This window comes from Prevotella scopos JCM 17725 (genome assembly GCF_018127785.1).
Lineage (GTDB): Bacteria > Bacteroidota > Bacteroidia > Bacteroidales > Bacteroidaceae > Prevotella > Prevotella scopos.
Genome location: NZ_CP072389.1, coordinates 1,369,983 through 1,390,353, shown reverse-complemented (window position 1 = coordinate 1,390,353; position 20,371 = coordinate 1,369,983). Strand labels below are relative to the sequence as shown.

14 protein-coding genes, 1 tRNA gene and 2 pseudogenes are annotated in these 20,371 nt (G+C 40.5%); 5 read left to right on the top strand and 12 right to left on the bottom strand.

Annotation, left to right across the window (positions count from 1 at the left end; translation table 11 throughout):
- Window positions 1-32: 32 nt before the first annotated feature.
- The 3 genes from J4856_RS05320 (at window position 33) to J4856_RS05310 (ending at window position 2,095) form a co-directional block, all read left to right on the top strand.
- Entirely contained in the window at window positions 33-983 is a 951-nt protein-coding gene (locus J4856_RS05320; protein WP_065367959.1) for a D-2-hydroxyacid dehydrogenase, read from the top strand.
- A 286-nt stretch (window positions 984-1,269) separates the two neighbouring features.
- The gene (locus tag J4856_RS05315) at window positions 1,270-1,914 is read left to right on the top strand and encodes a trimeric intracellular cation channel family protein (protein ID WP_025839129.1); all 645 of its coding nucleotides are present in this window, start codon (window positions 1,270-1,272) and stop codon (window positions 1,912-1,914) included.
- Between the two features lie 107 nt (window positions 1,915-2,021).
- Window positions 2,022-2,095 (top strand) — tRNA-Arg (locus tag J4856_RS05310).
- Window positions 2,096-2,360: 265 nt separating this feature from the next.
- Here J4856_RS05310 and J4856_RS05305 read toward each other — a convergent pair.
- Window positions 2,361-2,644: pseudogene (locus J4856_RS05305) on the bottom strand (type II toxin-antitoxin system YafQ family toxin).
- A 1,312-nt stretch (window positions 2,645-3,956) separates the two neighbouring features.
- Between J4856_RS05305 and J4856_RS05300 the strand changes: the two are divergent.
- The gene (locus J4856_RS05300) at window positions 3,957-7,358 is read left to right on the top strand and encodes a trifunctional glycoside hydrolase family 18/polysaccharide deacetylase/glycosyltransferase family 2 protein (protein WP_065367958.1); all 3,402 of its coding nucleotides are present in this window, start codon (window positions 3,957-3,959) and stop codon (window positions 7,356-7,358) included.
- A gap of 241 nt (window positions 7,359-7,599) precedes the next feature.
- Here the strand turns inward: J4856_RS05300 and J4856_RS05295 are convergent, their stop codons facing one another.
- From J4856_RS05295 to J4856_RS05260, 8 genes are all read right to left on the bottom strand, one after another.
- On the bottom strand, window positions 7,600-8,268 hold the full coding sequence (locus tag J4856_RS05295) for a hypothetical protein (protein ID WP_025839127.1): 669 nt from the start codon (window positions 8,266-8,268) through the stop codon (window positions 7,600-7,602).
- A gap of 271 nt (window positions 8,269-8,539) precedes the next feature.
- Window positions 8,540-9,181, bottom strand: coding sequence for a hypothetical protein (locus J4856_RS05290; RefSeq protein WP_143150341.1), 642 nt, complete (start codon window positions 9,179-9,181; stop codon window positions 8,540-8,542).
- 82 nt (window positions 9,182-9,263) lie between these two features.
- Window positions 9,264-9,659 carry a hypothetical protein gene (locus J4856_RS05285; RefSeq protein ID WP_065367956.1) on the bottom strand — a complete coding sequence of 132 codons (396 nt, stop codon included), beginning with the start codon at window positions 9,657-9,659 and terminating at the stop codon, window positions 9,264-9,266.
- Window positions 9,660-9,661: 2 nt separating this feature from the next.
- A complete protein-coding gene (locus tag J4856_RS05280) occupies window positions 9,662-11,017 on the bottom strand; it encodes a DNA cytosine methyltransferase (protein ID WP_025839123.1) in 1,356 nt (451 codons plus the stop codon).
- 323 nt (window positions 11,018-11,340) lie between these two features.
- Entirely contained in the window at window positions 11,341-11,970 is a 630-nt protein-coding gene (locus tag J4856_RS05275; protein ID WP_025839118.1) for a hypothetical protein, read from the bottom strand.
- A gap of 297 nt (window positions 11,971-12,267) precedes the next feature.
- Complete coding sequence (locus J4856_RS05270) at window positions 12,268-12,930, bottom strand: ParA family protein (protein WP_025839116.1); 663 nt, start codon at window positions 12,928-12,930, stop codon at window positions 12,268-12,270.
- Window positions 12,931-13,717: 787 nt separating this feature from the next.
- Window positions 13,718-14,407, bottom strand: a complete 690-nt coding sequence (locus J4856_RS05265; protein WP_025839114.1) for a hypothetical protein — start codon at window positions 14,405-14,407, stop codon at window positions 13,718-13,720.
- Between the two features lie 1,913 nt (window positions 14,408-16,320).
- Window positions 16,321-16,572: a hypothetical protein gene (locus J4856_RS05260; RefSeq protein ID WP_025839362.1), complete on the bottom strand. Its 252-nt coding sequence runs from the start codon at window positions 16,570-16,572 to the stop codon at window positions 16,321-16,323.
- Window positions 16,573-16,719: 147 nt separating this feature from the next.
- On the opposite strand from J4856_RS05260, the gene J4856_RS05255 reads away from it, so the two are divergent.
- On the top strand, window positions 16,720-18,003 hold the full coding sequence (locus J4856_RS05255; RefSeq protein ID WP_065367955.1) for a hypothetical protein: 1,284 nt from the start codon (window positions 16,720-16,722) through the stop codon (window positions 18,001-18,003).
- Here J4856_RS05255 and J4856_RS13185 read toward each other — a convergent pair.
- The 3 genes and pseudogenes from J4856_RS13185 to J4856_RS05245 all read right to left on the bottom strand — a co-directional run bounded on the left by J4856_RS13185 (window position 17,945) and on the right by J4856_RS05245 (window position 19,616).
- A pseudogene (locus tag J4856_RS13185) lies at window positions 17,945-18,172 on the bottom strand (hypothetical protein). The gene J4856_RS05255 and the pseudogene J4856_RS13185 overlap by 59 nt on opposite strands.
- A 15-nt stretch (window positions 18,173-18,187) precedes the next feature.
- Entirely contained in the window at window positions 18,188-19,216 is a 1,029-nt protein-coding gene (locus J4856_RS05250) for a helix-turn-helix domain-containing protein (protein ID WP_234967197.1), read from the bottom strand.
- 79 nt (window positions 19,217-19,295) lie between these two features.
- Entirely contained in the window at window positions 19,296-19,616 is a 321-nt protein-coding gene (locus tag J4856_RS05245) for a type II toxin-antitoxin system RelE/ParE family toxin (RefSeq protein ID WP_025839366.1), read from the bottom strand.
- Between the last annotated feature and the right edge of the window lie 755 nt (window positions 19,617-20,371).

Below are 20,371 nucleotides of genomic sequence, written 5' to 3'. Positions count from 1 at the left end.
CATCGACACTCAACACCCAACACCCAACAAACATGAAAATAGCAATTCTCGACTGCCACGCAGTCAATCCTGGCGACCTCTCATGGGAGCCTATAAAAGAAATCGCAGAGTGCACCATCTATGAGCGCACAAGTCAAGAACAAGTCGTTGAACGAGCAAAAGATGCGGATGGTATCCTTATCAATAAGGTTAACATCACCCGTGAGGTGCTCGAACAGCTTCCACGATTGAAGTATATCGGTGAACTAGCAACAGGTTATAACAATATCGATGTTGCTGCAGCACGTGAACGTGGTATCGTGGTATGCAATATCCCTGCCTATAGTACGGATAGCGTGGCACAGCACGTCTTTGCCCTTCTCCTGAACGCTACCACCCATGTTGACCATTATGCTGAGGCTGTGCGTCGTGGCGAATGGAGCAAGCAGCAGGACTTCTGCTATTGGGACACACCACTCGTGGAACTCGCTGGTAAGACACTCGGTATCGTTGGCTTAGGCAACATCGGTCAGAAAGTGGCAATGATTGCACATGCCCTGGGTATGGATATCTCGGCTTGCACGAGTAAGAACAGTAGCGACCTACCAGAGTGTATCCGTAAGACAACCCTTGAAGGCTTGCTCAGTACGTCTGACGTTATCACCTTGCATTGTCCTTTGACGGCGGAGAACACGCGTATGATTAACGCTGAGACGCTGAAGGGTGTACGCCGTGGTGCTATCCTCATCAATACCGGACGTGGTGGTCTCATCGACGAGCAGGCTGTTGCTGATGCCCTGGAGAGCGGACAACTCGCAGCTTATTGTGCCGACGTGCTGACCGAGGAACCTCCTCGCGCTGACAATCCACTCTTCCATCAACCCAATGCGTTTATCACGCCACACATCGCTTGGGCAACACGTGACGCACGTGAGCGACTAATGGCAATATGTGTTGAGAATATTAAGAAGTTTATTGCAGGAGAGCCACAGAACGTGGTGTGAAGCCCCACCCCGACCCTCCCCGAAGGGGGAGGGAGAAAGCCTCCCCCAGCCCCTCCGAAAGGAGGGGAGTGCAGATAACAAAGGGTAGTACTCTAAGTTTATGCAAGCAATGAGCATAGTTTACATGGAGGGATTATGTAATTATAATATGTAAATCAATTTTCTTTATTGTATAACAATGAGAAGATAGTCTTATTACTCCAGCAAGGACATACAGCGAACCTTATCCTATTTGCCTCCCTCCCCCTTCGGGGAGGGTCGGGGTGGGGCTTTTATTTATTCAAATATGATCTACACTGATCCTCATCTAGTCCGTACGCTTCAGGTGATACTGGAGTTTCTCGGAACATTTGCGTTTGCCATATCGGGCATCCGCCATGCCGCACAGAAACACTTCGATTGGTTCGGAGGGTACGTTTGTGGCTTTGCCGTCGCCATTGGTGGCGGTACGATTCGCGACACCATGTTGGGCGTAAGACCCTTCTGGACGTCAAACATTATGTATGTGCTTTGTACGGGTCTGGCACTCTTCCTCATCATCTTGTCGCATAGGTGGATTCGTCGTCTAAGCAATGCATGGTTCGTCTTCGATACCCTCGGTCTGGCACTCTTCACAATCGCTGGTATTCAGAAGACCATCGCCCTGGGACATCCCTTCTGGGTGGCTATCATCATGGGGTGTATCACCGGTGTGGCAGGCGGCGTTATCCGTGACATACTGCTGAACAACATCCCTGTTATCTTCCATAAAGAGATTTATGCAATGGCGAGTGTGGCAGGTGGCCTCATCTATTGGGGACTCTTCTCGCTGGGATTGTCACTCCCAATAACCGTTATCGTGACATTCCTCGCCATCTGTTTAATTCGTTTCGTTGCAGTGGGTTACCATATCTCTCTCCCCACGCTACAAGATGAGGAAGAAAAAAAATAATAAAAAAGATTGCAAAACATTTGGTAGAACGAATAAAAAGCAATACCTTTGCACTCGCAATTCAGAAATGAATGATTTATTCATCATCTGCTTGCAACCATAACAATGGTTCCGTAGCTCAACTGAATAGAGCACTTGACTACGGATCAAGAGGTTACAGGTTTGAATCCTGTCGGAATCACAAAAGGAATACTCAACAGAGTGTTCCTTTTTTTGTATATGCCGCATCCTTAGACAGAATGACATAAGGACATATTCTTTCTATCCTTTGAACTTTGAGCTTTGAGCTTTGAACTTTATGATTTCTACCGATTACGTATGAAACGAAGAACTTTGCAATAGGTATTTGCGTAATTAGAGAAATTCGTAGTCAGTTAAAGTTTGCGTGGATAAGGGTCTAAAAAAAGTCATCTAAAAATAAACATACAATGATTTATCCCTTGGTCTTATCGTTTCGTCTTTCCAAATAAATCAGCGTGTGTTCCCGTATTCATCATGAGCAAGGTTAATTCTGTGTTGTTCTGCTCCCATATAAGCAACCAATCAGGTTGTATATGGCATTCCCATTCCTATTACCATGTAACAAGTGAGGTCTAAATTGGGCAGGAACTCTACCGTTAGTTACCAATTCGTTGATAACCTCTTTGAGTTTATCCATTGGCAACCCACGCTTCTTGCATCGTTTGAGGTCTTTCTCAAACTGGTGTGTTGTCAAGAGTTTATATGCCATCAGATGCCTAATTTGGAAAATAGTTCATCTGCACTGACATACTCATTGACACGCCCTTGCTCCTTGTCATTAAGTGCCTGTTCAATACCAAAGTCGGGGACTAGCAACATTCTAATTGGTGCGGAGCCTCAACACTAACTGTGCGGAGCCTCCGCACTAACTGTGCAAGGCTCCCGCACCACATGTGCGGAGCCTCCGCACATAGCTTATAGTTGACAAATGAATAAACTACTTGCAGACAGGGTAAATAAAGACAGGGTAAACTCTTAGTAGTTAACGAGTTAACGAGTAAAAAAGCAGAAAAGTTATTTGTTGCGATAAGCCACAGTTAACAGCAGTAATCATAATTATGAATTTTGAATTATGGATTTGCAAGGGGGGTATAAAAAAAAGAAAACGGCAGAGCAACTACTCTTCCGTTATCTCCGAATAACCACCGTCTCACGACGATAATGTTTCTACAATCTTTACCTAAAATATAACTAAAAACCTAAATCTATTACTAACCTAAACAAATCTTCATTTTCAAAAATAATCCTGAGCAATCTCAAATACCTGTAAAGTCTAATACCTTGTAACCAGATATGTAACTCTTGAATTACGATGCAAAGATACTGCAATTATTCCAAACTGTCAAGTAGAAATACGAAAAATATCCATATATCGATTAATTATTGATTTATGTCAACGGTATTAAACGACGAATCAGTCTTGTTCTTATCTATTCAGACTCAAGCAGATACACTGGAATAATGGCGGAAGCCTTCTGTTTAGCCAATTGATAAGCGACTGACACGCATGGCATATATGATTGCCCACTGCAGGAGGTGATTTTCTGACGAAAGTGATTGTTTTTATAATAAAAGTTGTACTTTTGCATCGATAATAGTTGGTTCCTTTTGTCCTTTCCATCTTCCTGAACGGCATTAGGATAATGTTACGTCCGCTTGAAGTGCGCTTACAAGCAACACGATTCTCCATCTCGCGCGAGCGTTCCTCAGACGACTCCTTTATGGAGCAGACGACAAGATGTAAGAAATAAAAACAATGTAAAGCACAGGAAGAAGGAAACAGGTTGGTAAATTGAAGGATAACATCTCGGTGTTGAAACATCAACAACGCACGTCTTTCATGGTGTATCAGGCGGTGAATGGGTAAAAAGACATCTCCCACAGTATCTATAGAAATCAAGACAACAGCACATTTCCTATTGAAGGAATATACTTTGGGATAAACCTACCGAGCAGCAAACACGGCGATACACACTATCAAAAGATTTTAATTATTGCTTTCATCTAATAGAAAAGAAACTATGAGCAAGCAAGTTTTTCAGACAGACTCCCGTCAGCGCTGGAGTTATTTCAAATGGACCTTACGCGTAATCATCACGATTCTCTCTCTTTTTGGAATCGTCTTCCTCGCCATGTTCGCCTTGGAGGGTAGTCCGCAGATGCCTTTCCGGCACGACTATCGAAACGCCATCTCAGCCTCATCGGCTTATACGAAAGATAATAAGACGGCAAAGCTGTATAAATCTTTCCGCGACTTCTTTAAAGAGAAGAAGATGCACAATAACTATGCGAAGGCTACCATCAAGAAGCAACGATTCGTAGGGAAGGCTGACAGCCTAACGCAGAAATACTTCAACGAGTGGGACGACCCACGGATTGGCGTTCGCTCAGCATGGTATGTCAACTGGGATAAGCATGCGTACCTCTCTCTGAAGAATAACATTAAACATCTGAACATGGTGTTGCCAGAGTGGTTCTTCATCAATCCTAAGACAGACAAGGTGGAATACCGGATTGACAAACAGGCACTTCGGCTGATGCGACGGGCTGGAACCCCAATTCTGCCAATGCTCACAAACAACTATGACTCCGACTTCCGTCCTGAAGCCATTGGGCGTATCATGCGCAACGATAAGAAACGTATGGCACTCATCAATGAGATGGTTCAAAAGTGTAAGCAATATGGTTTTGCGGGTATCAACCTCGACTTAGAGGAACTTAACATCGCAGATAACGAACTGCTCAACCAGCTCGTCCGAGACTTCTCACGCATCTTCCATGCACACGGACTCTATGTCACGCAAGCCGTAGCCCCTTTCAACGAAGACTATAACATGCAGGAACTAGCGAAATATAACGACTACCTCTTCCTCATGGCTTACGACGAACATAACATTGAAAGTCAGCCGGGTGCGGTTAGCTCACAACGATGGGTAGAAAAAGCCACCGACTGGGCTGCTAAGAATGTCCCTAATGACAAGATTGTCCTTGGTATGGCTACCTATGGTTACGACTGGGCGAATGGTGAGCGTGGGACAACCGTGTCCTTCGACCAGACAATGGCTATCGCACAGGATGCTGACACTAAGGTGAGGTTTGATGACGATACCTACAACCTTAACTTCTCCTATCAGAACACTGACGACAAGAAGGTTCACCAGGTGTTCTTCACCGATGCTGCCACCACCTTCAACATCATGCGCTTCGGTGCAGAATACCATCTGGCAGGCTTCGCCCTCTGGCGCTTGGGTACTGAAGACAAACGTATATGGCGTTACTATGGGAAAGATATGTCATGGGAGAACGTAGCAAGGATGTCTATTGCGAAGCTCATGCAACTCAATGGTACCGATGATGTCAACTTCGTTGGTGCAGGTGAGGTACTCAGCGTGACGTCAGAACCTCATCCCGGACGTATCTCCGTAATGATTGATAAGGATAACCGACTCATCTCGGAAGAGTATTATCGTGCCCTTCCTTCTACCTATACAATACAACGATTAGGAGCATGTAAGGACAAACAGCTTGTCATCACCTTCGATGACGGACCAGACAGCCGTTGGACACCAACCGTGCTCAGTACGCTGAAGAAGTATAATGTCCCTGCTGCCTTCTTCATGGTGGGACTGCAGATGGAGAAGAATCTGCCCCTGGTAAGGCAGGTTTATGACGCTGGGCACACCATCGGTAACCATACCTTCACCCATCATAACATGATTGAGAATTCTGACGACCGCTCTTATGCAGAGTTAAAGTTGACGAGAATGCTCATTGAGAGTGTTACCGGACATAGCACCATCCTCTTCCGTGCACCTTATAATGCCGATGCTGACCCAACGGAACACGAAGAGATATGGCCAATGATTGTGGCTGCACGTCGGAATTATCTCTTCGTTGGAGAATCTATCGACCCGAACGACTGGGAACCGAACGTCACTGCTGACCAGATTTACCAACGTGTCATCGACGGCGTACACCATGAGGACGGACATATCATCTTGCTTCACGATGCGGGTGGTAGCACTCGAAAGCCTACCCTTGATGCCCTACCACGTATCATAGAGACGCTGCAGCGGGAGGGTTATCAGTTCATCTCCATCGAACAATACTTGGGTATGGACAAGCAAACACTCATGCCTGCGATTAATAAAGGTAAGGCTTACTATGCGATGCAGACCAACCTCTGGTTAGCAGAGATGATTTATCATGTCTCAGACTTCCTGACAGCGCTCTTCCTGGTATTCCTCGTCTTGGGCATGATGCGCCTAATCTTTATGTATGTCTTGATGATTCGAGAGAAACGTGTGGAGAATCGACGCCACTATTCTCCAATCGATGCTAACACCGCACCTGCCGTTGCCATCATTGTCCCCGGTTATAATGAGGAGGTGAATGTCGTGCGCACGCTCACAACCCTCAAACAGCAGGACTATCCTAATCTGCATATCTACTTCGTTGATGATGGTAGTAAGGACCATACGCTCGAACGAGTGCGGGCAGCTTTCAACAATGATGACATGGTCACGGTGTTGGCTAAGAAGAATGGCGGAAAGGCTTCAGCCCTGAACTATGGTATTGCGGCCTGTCCTACAGAGTATGTCGTTTGTATTGATGCCGATACACAATTGAAGAATGATGCTGTAAGCCGACTGATGAAGCATTTCATTGCGGATAAGGAGCAGCGTGTCGGAGCCGTTGCAGGAAATGTGAAGGTCGGGAACCAACGGAATATGCTCACCTACTGGCAGGCTATTGAATATACGAGTAGTCAGAACTTCGACCGTATGGCTTACTCTAATATCAATGCCATAACGGTTGTGCCAGGTGCCATCGGGGCTTTCCGCAAGAAGGTGATTGAGGAAGTGGGTGGCTTTACCACCGATACCTTAGCCGAAGACTGCGACCTGACGATGAGTATCAACGAGCATGGATATATCATTGAGAATGAGAATTATGCCGTGGCAATGACTGAAGCACCAGAAACCCTGCGTCAGTTCGTAAAACAGCGTATCCGCTGGTGCTTTGGTGTGATGCAAGCCTTTTGGAAGCATCGGTCATCACTCTTTGCGCCTTCCAAGAAGGGTTTCGGTCTGTGGGCTATGCCGAACATGCTTATCTTCCAGTATATCATCCCAACGTTCTCCCCACTGGCTGACGTGCTGATGCTACTCGGACTCTTCAGTGGTAACGCCTTACAGATATTCTTCTATTACCTTATCTTCCTCATCATCGATGCGAGTGTGTCTATCATGGCTTACATCTTTGAAGGCGAAGGCTTATGGGTTCTTCTGTGGGTTATCCCCCAGCGCTTCTTCTATCGCTGGATTATGTATTATGTCCTCTTCAAGAGCTATCTCAAAGCAATCAAAGGCGAACTACAGATGTGGGGCGTGCTGAAGCGAACAGGACATGTGGGGGAATAGAGAAGGAAAGAGAATGGGTATATCAAAATGCAAATACCATTTTGATAACCTTACAGTTTGAAACAATTCATTAAAAAAAGACCGTTTCTGTACTCAATTTTGAGTCTAGAAACGGTCTTTTCTTTGCTTTAAGAAAATTACTTATCGTTTGAAAGTTGTCAAGTTATTAATTTGCCTTCTGACACCCCCTCATGTTCGTAGTCGCTATTTTACTGCCTGCCTCGTTACTGTCTTCCCCCTTCTACCCGCAGCTGACCTCAATCTTAATGCGGAGCATAGCACTGACAATACGCAGGACTTTTACTTTTTCCTTCGTTGTAGTAGGGGTGGTAAGCCATCGCTGTTCATCAATCTGCACCTGATACTTCGTTTGCTGTGTAGATGTTATTAATTCGCTTTTGCCCCATGGAATATGTTTACGCACGATATCATTGATACCCATCTTCTTTATCGCCTCAAGATAGGTTTCTGTAGCATTGCCCTTGCCTATCGTCTCACCATCGGGAAACGTTACCTGCAACCTATCACTATTTCTCTTCCTTTTCGAGGTATCGGAATCAGTATGGACATCAAAATCTGCACCCACTTCAACGACAAGTCCTAGGGAGAGCTGATTACTGATAGACCGCAGCTGCATATACCTCGTATCTGCATCAGACTGTGTGTTAACATACCAACCATCGCAGACGGGTTTCATCCATTCTTCATACTTTGGATAGATGGTCTTTGACAAGAGTGGGAGGTGGCACATCGTCATGTCAATCAAAGGGAATTTGTCAGAGCCTATCTCGATAAAAGTGGCTATCATCGTTGATAAAGAGCTCTTACAGCAAATCACTTTCCCATCGGGAAAGGTGATGCGAAGACGCTTTTTCTTTGTCCGTTGACGTAATTCATCTTTTTCATTCATAGCTTAATATATTGTTATAGTTTATCAATTCAAAATTTTTCAAATGATATCTGTCCATCAGTTTCCTCTTCTCACGGTTCACACATTAACGTTTAGTGCATTACACCTTCTCGAAAATAGACTCTCGGCTAATTGGAATTATTAGGTTTTAATTCTATCTGATTAAAAGTTTCAAACAACATAATGTTATACACAGATTCAAAGGTAAGACGCAAAATCTAAAGAACAAACCATATACGTACAGACGCTGTTATCTTTTGATTTTAAGGCTTCACATGGAAAATTGAAATTCTGGTTTTCTTTCTATCCATTCTCTAAGAGGTACATTGTATTCGTTAGCAAACTCACTGCATGTTCTGAGCCATGACTCATACGCATTACCATTTTCCAGAAGAGTTGGATTAAAATCCTTTATCATCATAACCATCTCAGTAGTTAGATTGTTTAGCAACGCCTTTATATCCTCAGCATGTCCAACAATAATATTAAAAACTTGTGGTACAGGCCTATCTAACTTCACACCATCCACATGCGTTATTTTTCCACCAGCAGAATATAAGTCACGAATATTAGGATTAACAACCTGATTATATGAGCATAACCATAGAGTCGTATTATTATATTTTGTCTTAGATACCGCAGGGTTTAGTGCCTCTGGAAAAAGTATCATACATTTTGTTTGAAGTTCTCTCCTCTCTTGAGGAGTAAGTGTACTCCATAATTGAATATTAAACGAATGACCCGTTTCAACATTTTCAGATGTTATCCACCATGGCATTTCTACACGTTTAAGTTTAATAGCGCGCTCTCGATAATACTTTCTTACTTGTGAGATATTATCAGGTGATATCCTGAATTTATTATAAGTTGTTCCCATCTTTGCAAAAATAGTTTCAGATTTTTTCAACTCCATATTAATAAGATAACGTGGAGAATGGGTAACGGCTATATCATATAGAACCTCTTCATACGGCTTACATTTGAACTCTGGTATTTTACCCCCCCAACTTACCAAACAGCATATAGATATCATCCACATTCTCGACACGAGTTGTTTCGACGATACTACTTCCAGTTGAAGTCCAATGATTCTCTTTTGTAGATTTTACTTCTATTCCATAGTATTTCTCTGTAACTATATCAGGAAAACGCTGGCCTGAGATAAGTTTGACCTCATTAGGATTAAATGGAGAATCTGCACATGCCAATTTTATTTTTTCAACGGCACATTGTTCTAAAGTTGATGCGTTTAATTGTTTATAATCCTTGGGATTATTTCTTGCCTCAGTATTAAGTATATCCTCAGTTTTGCTCATCAACTCAACAAAAGCTTCATGAGCGGCATCTACATCTCGCTTTCTGATAGCAATAATGTTATTTCTAGTATTCATAATTATTCAAAGTATAAAGGCCAAACTTCTTGAATTCTTCGTGCAATATTAAATGCCAACATTGGTGGTACTGCATTTCCTATAACTTTATAAGCACCAGAAGGACTAACAGCATATCTTTTAGAATACGATTTACGGAACACAAATGGATAATCAGGTGGAAATGTTTGTATAAGCGCACATTCACGTGGCGTTAAGCGACGTTCTTGATACCCCTCATTTAGTTCTTCTTCTAATTTCCCTCCATGCTCCTTTGATAATCTTCTAAATTCTATATTACCATGATGCTCTGAACGAATAGTCGGAGCTAAACCATCAAAGTTTATTTCTGTTTGCCCTTGGCTTCCATTGGTTAAAAACTTTGCTTTAGAATAAAATTGTTGTGCAAGATCTAAAGAATTAGAAGGTTCTGGTAAGTCCTGAAGGACATCTCTACAACTTACAGGATTAGGCAACTTTTCATTGTTCACATTATAATTATGTGTTGGCAAAGGATATGGATTATATTCTACAGGAATAACCTCTTGCTCCAATGCTTCTATTGCGGCAGGTGTTAACGCTGAACGCTTTATACCTATAAAGAATACACGTTCTCTTGTTTCAGGAACTCCATAATTAGCCGCATGAAGTACTTGAGGATTCAAAACAATGTAATTATTACCATTCGCAGAAGAGAAATCGCGCTGAATGATATCCTTTACATCACCAAGACTAACAAGTCCTTTTACATTTTCAGCAATAAACATCTTGGGTTGAACAATATCTATAACTTGCTTCATCCACATATATAACTTTCCACGCGTTTCCTCAGAAGGTTCGTCCTTAAGTCTTTTCCTTCCGTCATGTGATACTGATGATTCAAAGCCCTTTCTTTTGCCAGCAACACTAAAGTCCTGACATGGGAAACCACCTGTAACAATGTCAATATTACTAGGAAAGATATTCTCATTCCCGTCTTTATATAGTTTTACAAGATCGACTATACTATCTAAATGATAAATGTCAGGGTTGATATTATATCTTGACATATAATGTAACCATGTAAGTCTTGCTTCCTCCAAAATATCACAACCGAAAACAGTACGGAATCGATTTCTGTGAAGTAATACCCAATCTTTATTTATTTTACTATGTATCCATGTCGGACTTGTTACAGATTTACGATGGCATATAAAGCCACCCTCCAATCCTAAATCCATACCACCACAACCTGAAAATAAAGAAAGAACTCTCAAAGTTCCTTCTTCGTGACGTTCGTTTTGTCCATTGTTAAAAAACAAATCACATATTGGTTCAGATATTATATCTGATTGTGACTCGAATTCTATATCATTATATTCCGTAACCTTCTTTTCCATTAACGTTTCATTCAGGTAAATAAAATAGTCACAAGCCACCTTTCCTCCTAAAGGAATAAGCTAGGATAACATCCATTATTGCACACAAAGAGAGATAAACTTCTTGCACAATTCTTCACCATTTGTCAGACAGGGCGTGATTATTGAGATACACTTTGGGGTTGGTTGACGAGTTTTTAGTCAACTTGCTGCTTGTAACGGAAAACCTCAGCAAACGGAGGATATCATAATTTCAAAAGATTTTCTGTCTTTCAATACAAACAACTTGTTAACTTGTTAACTAAAAACTCGTCAACTACACAAAGTTATGCTTCTCCTCACGCCTACAGCAAGCTCTCGCCGAAGATGGCGTTCTTAATATCCTTCTCGTGCTCGAAGACGAAGCGGGCAACAATGGCACTAAGCAATGCTGTTGAAGGGAGTTTCACGCTCGTAGCGGACTTCAGGCGATCAAGGACACCCTTGAGGTCTGAGTCGATATAGACGGTGGCCAGACGAGAGTCGCGTGCCTTATAATCGCGTGCCAAGTCGAGGAATATCTGCCAGCTATCCTCACCACTATCCTTTGCTAGCGAATACTCACGTGCCAGCTGTCGGCCTTCAGCTTTCGGCAACTTCTTTGCTGCAGGTGCTGTACGATCCTTGCGGTCAGCAGCCTCTTGCTTTGGATCTATGCGTCCGAACTGACTTGATGGTGCTGCAGGTTCAGCTGGCTCAGCAACGGCCTGTGTTGGCTCATCATACTGCGTTGGCTGCTGTTCCTCAACCTGAGTACGAACCTCCTGCTCAACACTGTTTGTATCATACTGTGCAGGCTCATTAGCTTCCTGCTCATCCGCCGTCGTCTCCTCTGAATTGGTAGTAGGATTTGGTCTTGCACCCTTCTGTACGCTATGTGCCAAGTCGGTCATTGCACCAGGCATCATAACCATTGTTTTCTTCTTCTTAGCCATTGTATCTTTATGTCTTTGTTTTTACTTTATTATATATAAACGTGGGACCTTATCATTTCCTTTCTCTTGATGTGTCCCCTCGTCATCATCTCTCCCCTATTGCGTCTTCACGAAGTCTTCTCAGTCAGAATCGTCTAACATCGTTTGTCTAACCAATTTTATTAGATTTTATTTATCTAATCAGTTTTATCAGACCCTATTTATCTAACCAGTTTTATCCAACTTCATCCCGTTAGGCACTCCCCTCTCCCTTCGGAGAGGGGTTGGGGGTGAGGCTTCGTTTTGGGGGTGAGGCTTCTACTTCATCCTCCTCAGCATATAATCAAATGCCTTTTTCACTGCGTCGCGCTGTGTACCGAGCAGTTCGAACGTGTTTGTGCGCTTCAGTGTCGCACGGCTATTGACAACGGGTGTGACAAGTCCAAAGTTACCAAACACCTCATCAGTTCTGCGCCACATCTCCTGCTCTTCAGCCGTACCAATACGTGGGTCGATGCGGTTTGGAACGAAGAACAACTTCGCATTCATCTGTGGATTGTGTTCACGCAACACGTTGAGTACCTGCACGAAGACACCAGTTGAGTCGAGTGCCTTATCCTCGTATTCGTAAGGACAAACTATGTAATCGGCACCTACGAAGAGCGGTGCCAAACCGTCCTCGCTGATGTTACCTGGTGAGTCAAACAGCACGAACCCTTCTACCTGCGAAGCTGAATCGACCAGTGTCTGCATTGTCTCAACATCGGTCACGTCGAAGTCCTGAACGTTATAGGGTTCTTCCTCACCCTCATAGATGAGCTTATCCTTTCGACGCTGCATCAGAATCGTCTTCTGCAAGTCGGTATCGATGATACAAACGTCCTTACCCTTTGCAGCGAGATAGTTGGCAAAGAGGATGCACAACGTGCTCTTCCCTACTCCACCTTTCTGATTTGCAAAAACAATTTTCTTATTCTTCATTGTTTATATATTTATATTTTTACCTTTTCGATTGTTTATCTTTTTATACGTTCGAGTATTTATATTTTCACCCGTTCGTTTATTTACGTATTATAGTATTTGAATGTTTATATCTTTATCCGTTCATCTATTTACGTATTTTTGTCGGTTCGTCTTTCTATCGTCAGATGATTGTGCATGGACTAGTTTGTCCCTATCTCTTCACCGCAATGTTGGAAGTTTTATGAGCGAAGGACGAACTTTCTGTTCTTTTAGTCCTCTTCGTATGCTTTTTACGCCTTTTGGACGCTATTTCGTCTTCTTTCATCAACAACTTTATGAACATCAAAAATATCATATTGATATTGTTTTATCTTCATTATTGTTCATTTCAGTTCAAAACTTGCTCACTCTGACTGATTCTCATCCGTAATACTTTCATTCTGTCAACCGTCCCCCACTCCATCAGCTTTCATTTCTGCGATATTTTCAAACTCCTTACTCCTTACCCGCAAATTTTGAAATTATGAACGATTTTTTCAACACTTTCTGCAATCTGCTCGAATGTTATCTTGACGGATGGCTCCTAACGCTACACGGATGTTCAAAATAATCCCTGATTATATGTAATCGAAATCTACGCAATTTGATATTTATATATTTACATTAATAACAAAAACAGCTTTTTACATATTTATATGAATGCTGCACCTGTCGTATCATTCGTATTTACATTTTGTCTTCAGCAGTCAATGTATATTTAATGCTGGTGCGTAGGCGGTTTTCTCTGTGCGGGAAACAGCATACGTTAATCTTCTGCAACCATTGTGGTCCTTAACAGGAAGTAAGGAATCAGACCAACGGCAGAACCGAAGACATCAGCCATCTTACTATAAGTCATGATGTCATCCATGGAAACTCCTGCGACAGAGGTATATATAAAGAGGTAGGCGAGATTAGCCAACCAAGTGATGACTTGACAACCGAAGAAAGCAGCACCAAACAGACGTATCTTACCGGCAAAATTCTTAACTAATTGCAGAGATAGAACGAACTGTGTGATGACCAGAACAACATAAGTTACCTTTGAGAATGAATAAAACAATGATGGGCAGCCTCCATGAATCAATGACTGCACACGTTCCAGTGAACTAAAAAGGAACATTGGCAATATGTCTGCCATTGCCAGACTGAATATGAGTGCCATCAGAATGGTAAGCGTGAACTGTGCTATCTTATGTCCTGCCTTATTCAGACATCTGCGGAATACTTCAAACATCGTCAACTTGGTTGCTGCAATCATGAAGTATTCGATAGCACGAATGAAATCATTACCTTGTAGGGTAGCGAAGGCTTCAGATAGAACACCTTTTTCGTCAATAGGTGCTGATGCCCAACCATCAATTAGATTGAAGACACTAAAAACAAGAAGTAAGCTCAAACTCCAATTAAGAATCTGACCAGACTTAGATGTAATAGAAAATGTCTGTATTTTCATATCTATTTATATAAATGTGGAATCAAATAAATACACACATAATGATGTGGTTATATTTTTATACTTGCAAATATACGTCTATTTATCGAAAAAAACAAATACATCAAAACATTTTTAACGAGAAAAATAAAAAGATAAGAAAACAAAAATACAATTAGATATTTATTACTCTGTGTCTTAATATTTTTATATATTTATTTGTTTGTATATTCAAAATTTTAAGTGCGTGGAGTGTTCTTATTAAAAGAATATTGCAAAAATAGCATATAGAAAATAAATCATCAAAACGTTTTTATATATTTATATATTGTATATACATTTGTTCATCTAAGATATAACTATATGTTTATCTATTTATCTTTTTCCATGTATTTGTATTTATACATATAACGATTTAAAGAAATAAATAATAACATAAAATTGACATGATAAGATGTTAGACAAAGGTGAATTGAGCATACATTATAAGCAACGAAAAAACACTAAAAGAACGCTATAGAATAGGGATTATCTCGATTAAATCGAATAAATTCTACTGAATATATTCAGATAAATATATAAAAATACAGAATACTAGTAATCAAGAGCTAACTATATGAAATATTCGATTATTTCAGAGAATATAAATAAATGTAGATAAGAAAAATGTTTAAAAACATACGAAACCATCGAGAAAAAAGAAATAGAGCCGATAAATAAAACATGAATGTTATATAACAACCTACGAAGATACTTACAAGTAAAGACAAAAATATACTTATAGATTTATATACATATATATAATTCAACATTACAATGGATTACACACCTGGTCCTTATAAAAACGGTTCCTAATCATATAAACTAAGACTTCCCTTGGATACTGATACGAACCATAGAAAGAATAAAAACAAGAAGGAAGAATACATCTGAAAAGAAAAGAGAGAAAAGTGATTTGAAAAAAAACAAGGAACGCAAAATCACCAGCAGCATGTCTATAACACAAACTAAGACAACAGGAACTTTCAATGATAGTTCGACTATGGTTTATTAATAAGTAAAAGAATAATTTCAGAATAACAAAAGAATAATATGTATTTATATATTTCTTTATTTTTAAAACAAAACACATTAATCACCTTGCATTGTATATATTTATTTTATTCTTTATCTAAGTGTTTATATATTGTTTTATATATTTATATATTTATTTTACAAGTAAACATAATTATATTTTTTTGTGTTTATATATTTATTGCTTTACGTTTTCTTGTATTCATAGAAAAAAACAATTACGTAAATAAAGAAATAAAGTAAAGATAGAGTAAATAAAAAAGCAAAGAAATAAAACAATAAAAGTATTTTTATATACTTAAATATTCAAGCAAAAATATCAAAAAATAAACAGATGAAAGGGTAAAAATGAAGCCAAAATAAAGAAGAGAAAGTGCGACGAAAAGATGAAAAGAGACAGAATGACATAAAGACAAAATAAGAAGAAAGACAGAATAACAGGAAAAACAGAATGAAGAAAGACAAAGTAATAAAAGAGACAGAGTAACAGGAAAGACAGAATGCATAAAACAAAATACAATCTGAAATAAGAAAAGTAAGGATATAAAAATGAAAAAAAACAAGCTATAAACAGAGATGGGTAACAAACAAATTAAAAAGAATAGATAAATAACAAGAAAAGTTTAGATTAAATTTGCTGTCACTTTTAACAATTAAAACAAAATAACTATAACTCAAACGGTTACAACATAAAACTGAGTGAGAGGAGTGACAGCAAAACAAAAAATACTTCAAAACAATGAAAGGAAAGACAATGATCACCTGAAATATAGAGGAATAAAACAAAGCTCTTATATCCCTAATTCCGCAATATTTTTTCTTGTGAGAAAATTTTATATGTTGAGACGTCTTTTGGGGCTCTATATGTTGATATGAGGTGCTTCGGTGTTTCTTGGCTCTTTTCTAAGCATAAAAGCCCCCACCCAAACCAATGGGGAAGTATGATAACCACAAAAAATACTTCCATAACAGAATGCTTTGCCGCTACTTCCACGTTCACCCAATACAGATTCGGTAAGTTTTTCAAAGCCCAACTTTGAGAAAACGTCCATAATGTGATAAATTCCACCGAAAGAAGTGATATTCATGTTTTTAATTGCTACCTTTGCCATGTCAGATTTTTGCTTACTTGTTATGTTTGCAGCACCAAGATAGGTGAAATTTCTGACATATCCAAGTGTTTTGAGAACTTTGTTTCTCAGGCAATTGGAGTTCTCACAAGAGTTTATGCTGCGGAATTAAGGTAAGGTAAACCATATATGAACCATCATTTTATCAACTCTATACTTCAATGGCTGCTCATTGCTATTGTCTTGACAGCAATCGGAGCATTGGTCTTAGGGGTCGTTGCCGATGGCGGTAAGGGGCCGACAGTGATAGGTCTGCTCATCGGCGGGGCGCTCATCTGGGCAGAGCATTACACCAAGAAGCGGGCCGAGAAGCGTGACGTGCTGGAGATGGAAACGTCGGCAGATAAGGCGGAGGACGGCACGGATGCATTGCCAGCGAGCGAGGAAGCACCGACCGAGAGCTATCGCATCGAACGGGAAGACAATTTTTCCACAGCCATAGAGGCACTGACGCATCAGGAGATTGCCGCAGGGCAGAATAGAGTGCTTGCTTTTGAAGACTCGATGGTGTACGCCTATGAGCTGACGGAGGTAGGATTGCTCACGGGAAGCGGAGAGCAGATGCGCTTCTCGGTGGTGATTCCGCTGCGTCGCAGCAACTGGCAGACGGAGCAGGAAGAGATAGAGAGAAGGCTCGCAGAGGTATGGAGGTGTCTGTGGCAAGACTATGGTTTTGAGACGGCGCATGCGTTGTCAGAGAGCAGCCTGATGCTCAAGATAGAGGCTTGCGGGCCGGTAGCCCACGCCGTGAAAGCGTTGAAGCCCACGCAAGATATACTTCACGAGATTATCATACGTCGGGATCTGCATCTGTTAGACTCGTATTTGCTCATTCACGGCTATGATTGGCCAGAATATGCCTATCTTAGAGGTGGACAGGTGGTGCACGATTTCAGAGAAGAAGAGGGTGTGGCAAGAAGTGTGTACCATGAAGATGAGGCGATGGCTGTGGCACGACTGTACGACTTCCAAGACTGCCAACGTATCAGCGAGGCGGAGTATTTAGAGGCACTTTCCTCTTACGCCCACCTGCCTTTTGCGTATCATGGTTCTTACATGGCGTATAAAAACTATAAGTTCAAAGGCGTAGTCTTCACCCTGATTGCGGGTAAATTCCACTTGTTTTGCGGTATTGACGAGGCCTACTTCACGACGGATCTGAGCATGTTTAACCTTTGGGAGGCACGTCAGTATAACTGTCGAGTGATGGAGGTACGCTTCAGATACGACCATCTGCCCATGATGCGCCTGCAGGCAGGAGAGATATTATATATCGATGTGGTGCTGGAGAAGTATGGAGAGCCATTCTATTATCTTGTTCCAAGCTCGTATGGCGGCAGAGATTATGCTCGCATCAAGGCCGATTATGATGCTGCGAAGGTGGCAGAGATAGGGGTGAAGATGAAACTTTAATATAGTATAGCCTCAAATCCGCAACAAAGCCTTTCAACGTCCTTCTTGCGTGTACACATCCTCTCATTACTGAATTTGCAGATAATTTGAACTTGAAGCACCCACTTTTGCCTACAATATCCCCTTACCCCACAATATGACTTGAGGCAATACGCAATATCATTCCCATAAGTTGGGCTCTAATCTATAAAATCTTATTTTCAAAACAATTCTTTATTTTGTACATGCCAATCTCATACTTATATCTACCAAAAAGTATTTGAGGATTTACACCATGCTTTTCAGCTTCAGCCTTTATATAAGGAGCAATCTTATAAGGAACAACATCGCGAGTCCTAACTAAAAATTTCTTCCATTCTGGAGTTGGAATAACAGCATTCAAAGCAAATTCGTCAGCCTCTGTTTCCTCCAAAGATTTCTTATCATCAGGAATATTTATCATTGCTTGACCATCCCTTACAAGATGATTGTAAACATGACCAACCTCATGTAAAATTGTAAAAGCAAAATTATCAATAAAAGGGATGCGCTCAGTAACAACAATGGTTGGGTTATCACCTATCCAAAATGACATACCGTCCACTGGGACCTGACCAATTTTCGTAACATGTAAAAAGCGAATACCAAATTTATTCAGAAGTGTGGCTGTCTTTTTGATAGTTTCCTTATTCTCTTTAAATACTTCGTTAAGACCTTTTGTTAATTCACTTACACCATTCTTATCGAAATTGCCCAAAGAAGAATTATCATGTTGAGAAAGATAGTAACAATAGTATTTCCATGAAAAGATATCTATCGGATTCGTGGTAACTTTGTCAGACTTACGATAATAGTAAGAAAGTTCTTTTTCCTTTGCTTTAAGTTCCAAGAAACTATCTAAATTTTCAACAGAAAACACATCAAAGATTCTTTTGACATCGTCGATGACATTGCCATTTATAATACCAACTTTCTTAAAAAATAGTGTGTTTATTTGTTCTTTGAGAACATTCCATACGTCCAACATTTTTGTCTGCAACACAACTCTTTCGCTCAGTTTTGCACTGTCTAATTCGTATTGTGTCTGAACCTGCATGAGAAATGTCGCAGAAATATTAAGAGCTTTTTCCAATAATAATGCCATTTCAGGCGTTAGAGAACGCTTGCCTTTTATGACATCATTCAGAATTGGTCTCTGTATGCCAGTGAGTCCAGACAATTCACTCTGCTTCATATCGCGAGCAGAGAGCTCGTCCTTAATCACTTCTCCCACGTGAGTTGCCTCAAAGGGAACAGCCTGATTAAAGCTAAACTTAGTCATAATGATGTGAAATTTCTAATAGTTGAATGTTTGTAATAATGATGCTTCCATCAATAGGAGAACTTCGGAATATCAGCCGCCATGCACCATTGCAACGTACTGACTCTTGTCCTTTCCTTTTACCTTTCAGGGCTTCGTAGTTAAGTCCTTTCAAAGGGAAGAGGTCTTCTATTCGCCGAGCAGCTATCATGTAATCAACGGCTTTCTTAAACCCCTTTATTACTTGGGGCGGCAAACTCCTATATCTTTTATCTGATGTCTTGCCATTTGTGTATAATTCGAAGAGAGCTTCGTCTTCTGAGGTTATAATCATAAGCTTCAGGTATATGTAGATGATGCAAAGATAAAAACTTTATTTCAATTATCAAAATAGATAATTAATTATCTTTATTAAATTAGCTTTTTTACATTAAATACTTGTAAAATAGACTTTTAGATTAATAGAGAAAAATAGATAGTTATTCAAATTGATAACTAAACTAGTAGATATAAATACAAAAAGTAAAGCACTTTAAAAGATATTATGAACTCATGATGAATCTCCGTACACATTATTTATTATCGTGCGAAGGCTCCGCACACTTGGTGCGAAGGCTTAGCACTGCACGTGCTGAGGGCATATAACATTACAAGAATAGGAAAAACCTCAGCAAGTCTATGGTGAATGATGCGACAAATAGGGAGAGAAAACTCTATTTGAAACAATGCAGTAAAGCGACAAAATAGGAAGATTCTTCCAAACTATATATAAAAAAGGTAAATCATAACATTCTGAATGGCTCCGACAAATAGGGAATATACGTCCGATTAGGCTTGACACGACAAAAAGGGAAGTTCTTTTCTATAGCTGTATATAGCAATGTAAATCCCTGAAAATCAATAGTAAAGCAAGATACGATAAAAGTAAAGTGCGACAAAAAAGTGACAAGTTTTCTTACTTTTAAGTGATTTTAGATGAATAAAAAACGTGTAACATGCTCATTATCTGTTATATATGTACATTCAAAAGCGGATAGACTACGGATATTATTTCCCTATTTGTCTCAGTTATCATGTACGCTCAAATAC